Origin of the sequence: Comamonas nitrativorans (assembly GCF_042654765.1) — a bacterium.
GTDB classification, from domain to species: Bacteria; Pseudomonadota; Gammaproteobacteria; order Burkholderiales; family Burkholderiaceae_C; genus Comamonas; species Comamonas nitrativorans.
In genome coordinates this window covers 1-5,539 of sequence record NZ_JBHSEW010000025.1, presented here as the reverse complement: position 1 = coordinate 5,539, position 5,539 = coordinate 1, and the positions used below count along the sequence as shown (strand labels likewise).

Here is a 5,539-nt window from a genome sequence, read left to right as displayed (position 1 = left end):
GTTGAAAGACTTCTGTTTGTGATCTTTAACAAGATACAGCCGATAAGCGTGGGTATTTGGTGGTGGATAGAAGTTTGCCATTGAATGCTCATGTGAATATGAAGTGAAGTTCACTTCAATTCCGTTTTGAGCGAAGTCGTAAGACTTTAAATTTTAAGATCGAACTGTAGAGTTTGATCCTGGCTCAGATTGAACGCTGGCGGCATGCCTTACACATGCAAGTCGAACGGCAGCACGGACTTCGGTCTGGTGGCGAGTGGCGAACGGGTGAGTAATACATCGGAACGTGCCTAGTAGTGGGGGATAACTACTCGAAAGAGTGGCTAATACCGCATGAGATCTATGGATGAAAGCAGGGGACCTTAGGGCCTTGTGCTACTGGAGCGGCCGATGGCAGATTAGGTAGTTGGTGGGATAAAAGCTTACCAAGCCGACGATCTGTAGCTGGTCTGAGAGGACGATCAGCCACACTGGGACTGAGACACGGCCCAGACTCCTACGGGAGGCAGCAGTGGGGAATTTTGGACAATGGGCGCAAGCCTGATCCAGCAATGCCGCGTGCAGGATGAAGGCCTTCGGGTTGTAAACTGCTTTTGTACGGAACGAAAAGCCTCTCTCTAATACAGGGGGGTGATGACGGTACCGTAAGAATAAGCACCGGCTAACTACGTGCCAGCAGCCGCGGTAATACGTAGGGTGCAAGCGTTAATCGGAATTACTGGGCGTAAAGCGTGCGCAGGCGGTTTTGTAAGACAGTGGTGAAATCCCCGGGCTCAACCTGGGAACTGCCATTGTGACTGCAAGGCTGGAGTGCGGCAGAGGGGGATGGAATTCCGCGTGTAGCAGTGAAATGCGTAGATATGCGGAGGAACACCGATGGCGAAGGCAATCCCCTGGGCCTGCACTGACGCTCATGCACGAAAGCGTGGGGAGCAAACAGGATTAGATACCCTGGTAGTCCACGCCCTAAACGATGTCAACTGGTTGTTGGGGATTTATTTCTTCAGTAACGAAGCTAACGCGTGAAGTTGACCGCCTGGGGAGTACGGCCGCAAGGTTAAAACTCAAAGGAATTGACGGGGACCCGCACAAGCGGTGGATGATGTTCTTTAATTCGATGCAACGCGAAAAACCTTACCCACCTTTGACATGTACGGAATCCTTTAGAGATAGAGGAGTGCTCGAAAGAGAGCCGTAACACAGGTGCTGCATGGCTGTCGTCAGCTCGTGTCGTGAGATGTTGGGTTAAGTCCCGCAACGAGCGCAACCCTTGCCATTAGTTGCTACGAAAGGGCACTCTAATGGGACTGCCGGTGACAAACCGGAGGAAGGTGGGGATGACGTCAAGTCCTCATGGCCCTTATAGGTGGGGCTAGAAACGTCATACAATGGCCGGTACAAAGGGTCGCGAAGCCGCGAGGTGGAGCCAATCCCATAAAGCCGGTCGTAGTCCGGATCGCAGTCTGCAACTCGACTGCGTGAAGTCGGAATCGCTAGTAATCGTGGATCAGCATGTCACGGTGAATACGTTCCCGGGTCTTGTACACACCGCCCGTCACACCATGGGAGCGGGTCTCGCCAGAAGTAGGTAGCCTAACCGCAAGGAGGGCGCTTACCACGGCGGGGTTCGTGACTGGGGTGAAGTCGTAACAAGGTAGCCGTATCGGAAGGTGCGGCTGGATCACCTCCTTTCTGGAAAATGCAAACGACTGTTTGCTACTGAATACCCACACTTATCGGTTGTTGGATGACCCATCGAAGACCAAAAGGTTTGATGGTTGGGGTCTGTAGCTCAGCTGGTTAGAGCACCGTCTTGATAAGGCGGGGGTCGTTGGTTCGAGCCCAACTAGACCCACCAAACTTCCAATGCGAAACAAGCAGCAACTGGCTGTGCACAGCAATGTGCACAGGCCGTTGATGGGGGATTAGCTCAGCTGGGAGAGCACCTGCTTTGCAAGCAGGGGGTCGTCGGTTCGATCCCGTCATCCTCCACCAAATACCGGGTAAACACTGAAGATTGCAAAAAAGCAAAGCGGTTAGGTGTTAGAATACTCGGCTTGCCAATACATAAGCACTCTTGCAAAGAGTGCTTATGTATTGGATTTATCCAATAGGCTGTTCTTTAAAAATTCATAGAGTCGAATCAGCGTTGCTGTGGAAACACTGTAAAAAGTGACCGTGCCACAGCAATGTAAATTTGATTGCGTCAAAACGAATTCAACTTTGAATTCAGTAATGACGAAAGTAGTTCTTGAGATAGCAATATCGAAGATACAAAATCGCATTACGGCATAACGCGTAAGGTGCAAGACCTTACCAGTCTTTGACTTTGGCGATGAATTCTCCCGATTTTTGTTTGGAGAAATCAAAGTTATAGGGTCAAGTGACTAAGAGCATATGGTGGATGCCTTGGCGATGATAGGCGACGAAAGACGTGATAGCCTGCGAAAAGCTTCGGGGAGCTGGCAAATAAGCTTTGATCCGGAGGTCTCTGAATGGGGAAACCCACCCGCAAGGGTATCCATATCTGAATACATAGGATATGGAAGCGAACCTGGAGAACTGAAACATCTAAGTACCCAGAGGAAAAGACATCAACCGAGATTCCGAAAGTAGTGGCGAGCGAAATTGGAAGAGCCTTCTAGTGATAGTCAGACAATTAACAAAACGGTGTGGAAAAACCGGCCATAGTGGGTGATAGCCCCGTATGTGAAAATTGACTGGTGGTACTAGGCTAGAGACAAGTAGGGCGGGGCACGAGAAACCCTGTCTGAATATGGGGGGACCATCCTCCAAGGCTAAATACTCATCATCGACCGATAGTGAACCAGTACCGTGAGGGAAAGGCGAAAAGAACCCCGGGAGGGGAGTGAAATAGATCCTGAAACCGTATGCTTACAAAAAGTAGGAGCCTCGAAAGGGGTGACTGCGTACCTTTTGTATAATGGGTCAGCGACTTACATTCAGTGGCAAGCTTAACCGAATAGGGCAGGCGTAGAGAAATCGAGTCCGAATAGGGCGTCTTTAGTCGCTGGGTGTAGACCCGAAACCAAGTGATCTATCCATGGCCAGGATGAAGGTGCTGTAACAGGTACTGGAGGTCCGAACCGACTAGTGTTGCAAAATTAGCGGATGAGCTGTGGATAGGGGTGAAAGGCTAAACAAACTTGGAAATAGCTGGTTCTCTCCGAAAACTATTTAGGTAGTGCCTCAAGTATTACCTGCGGGGGTAGAGCACTGTTTAGGCTAGGGGGTCATGGCGACTTACCAACCCTAGGCAAACTCCGAATACCGCAGAGTACAGCTTGGGAGACAGAGCACCGGGTGCTAACGTCCGGACTCAAGAGGGAAACAACCCAGACCGCCAGCTAAGGTCCCTAAAATTGGCTAAGTGGGAAACGAAGTGGGAAGGCTAAAACAGTCAGGATGTTGGCTTAGAAGCAGCCATCATTTAAAGAAAGCGTAATAGCTCACTGATCGAGTCGTCCTGCGCGGAAGATGTAACGGGGCTAAGCCAGTTACCGAAGCTGCGGATGCACATTTTTAGTGTGCGTGGTAGGAGAGCGTTCTGTAAGCCTGAGAAGGTGTCTGGTAACGGATGCTGGAGGTATCAGAAGTGCGAATGCTGACATGAGTAGCGTTAAAGGGGGTGAAAAGCCCCCTCGCCGTAAGCGCAAGGTTTCCTACGCAACGTTCATCGGCGTAGGGTGAGTCGGCCCCTAAGGTGAGGCAGAGATGCGTAACTGATGGGAAACAGGTCAATATTCCTGTACCGCTCAATAGTGCGATGTGGGGACGAAGAAGGTTAGCTCAGCTGTCTGTTGGAATAGGCAGTTCAAGCGTGTAGTCGTGGTCTTTAGGCAAATCCGGAGATCTTAGATGAGGCGTGATAACGAGGGTGCATGCACCTGAAGTGAGTGATACCCAGCTTCCAGGAAAAGCCACTAAGCTTCAGCTATTGACGACCGTACCGCAAACCGACACTGGTGCGCGAGATGAGTATTCTAAGGCGCTTGAGAGAACTGCGGAGAAGGAACTCGGCAAATTGATACCGTAACTTCGGGAGAAGGTATGCCCTCAGTAGGTGAACTTGAACAAAGGGAGCCCAAAGGGGTTGCAAAAAATCGGTGGCTGCGACTGTTTAATAAAAACACAGCACTCTGCAAACACGAAAGTGGACGTATAGGGTGTGACGCCTGCCCGGTGCTGGAAGATTAATTGATGGGGTGCAAGCTCTTGATCGAAGTCCCAGTAAACGGCGGCCGTAACTATAACGGTCCTAAGGTAGCGAAATTCCTTGTCGGGTAAGTTCCGACCTGCACGAATGGCGTAACGATGGCCACGCTGTCTCCTCCGCAGACTCAGCGAAGTTGAAATGTTTGTGATGATGCAATCTACCCGCGGAAAGACGGAAAGACCCCATGAACCTTTACTGTAGCTTTGTATGGGACTTTGAATAGACTTGTGTAGGATAGGTGGGAGGCTTTGAAGAGCGGATGCTAGTTCGCTTGGAGCCAACGTTGAAATACCACCCTGGTGTGTTTGAGGTTCTAACCTGGATCCCTAATCGGGATCGGGGACAGTGCATGGTAGGCAGTTTGACTGGGGCGGTCTCCTCCCAAAGCGTAACGGAGGAGTTCGAAGGTACGCTAGTTACGGTCGGACATCGTGACGATAGTGCAATGGCATAAGCGTGCTTAACTGCGAGACTGACAAGTCAAGCAGATGCGAAAGCAGGACATAGTGATCCGGTGGTTCTGTATGGAAGGGCCATCGCTCAACGGATAAAAGGTACTCTGGGGATAACAGGCTGATACCGCCCAAGAGTTCATATCGACGGCGGTGTTTGGCACCTCGATGTCGGCTCATCTCATCCTGGGGCTGTAGTCGGTCCCAAGGGTATGGCTGTTCGCCATTTAAAGAGGTACGTGAGCTGGGTTTAAAACGTCGTGAGACAGTTTTGTCCCTATCTTCCGTGGGCGCTGCAGATTTGAGGAAGCCTGCTCCTAGTACGAGAGGACCGGAGTGGACACACCTCTGGTGTACCTGTTGTCACGCCAGTGGCATCGCAGGGTAGCTACGTGTGGAAGAGATAAGCGCTGAAAGCATCTAAGCGCGAAACTCGTTTCAAGATAAGATCTGCCGGGGCCTTGAGCCCCCTGAAGGGTCGTTGTAGACCACGACGTTGATAGGCTGGGTGTGCAAGTGCAGCAATGCATTGAGCTAACCAGTACTAATTGCCCGTGCGGCTTGACCCTATAACTTTGATGGAAAGTCAAAAAAGCAAAGACTTATGCCAGAAGAAGGCGAAGAAGAATTCGCAAGGCGCAATCGAATTACAGACAAAAACGCTGATACACAGACGACTTTATGAATTTTGCGGTGGCCCAAAGCAACAAGCCACCGCAGCAAAGTTTATGCCTGATGACCATAGCGACCTGGAACCACTCCTTCCCATCCCGAACAGGACAGTGAAACAGGTCTGCGCCGATGATAGTGCGGGTTCCCGTGTGAAAGTAGGTCATCGTCAGGCTCTTAT

General features: G+C 50.8%; 2 tRNA genes and 3 rRNA genes. All 5 read left to right on the top strand.

The window, feature by feature from the left end:
* Positions 1–161: 161 nt before the first annotated feature.
* The 5 genes from ACFO3A_RS15615 (at position 162) to rrf (ending at position 5,533) form a co-directional block, all read left to right on the top strand.
* Positions 162–1,692 (top strand): 16S ribosomal RNA (locus ACFO3A_RS15615).
* A gap of 89 nt (positions 1,693–1,781) precedes the next feature.
* Positions 1,782–1,858: transfer RNA gene (locus ACFO3A_RS15610), tRNA-Ile, on the top strand.
* Positions 1,859–1,919: 61 nt separating this feature from the next.
* Positions 1,920–1,995 (top strand) — tRNA-Ala (locus tag ACFO3A_RS15605).
* Positions 1,996–2,377: 382 nt separating this feature from the next.
* Positions 2,378–5,258, top strand: a 23S ribosomal RNA gene (locus ACFO3A_RS15600).
* A 162-nt stretch (positions 5,259–5,420) separates the two neighbouring features.
* A 5S ribosomal RNA gene (gene rrf / locus ACFO3A_RS15595) occupies positions 5,421–5,533 on the top strand.
* The 16S, 23S and 5S rRNA genes sit together here with 2 tRNA genes alongside, the layout of an rRNA operon.
* Positions 5,534–5,539: the final 6 nt, after the last annotated feature.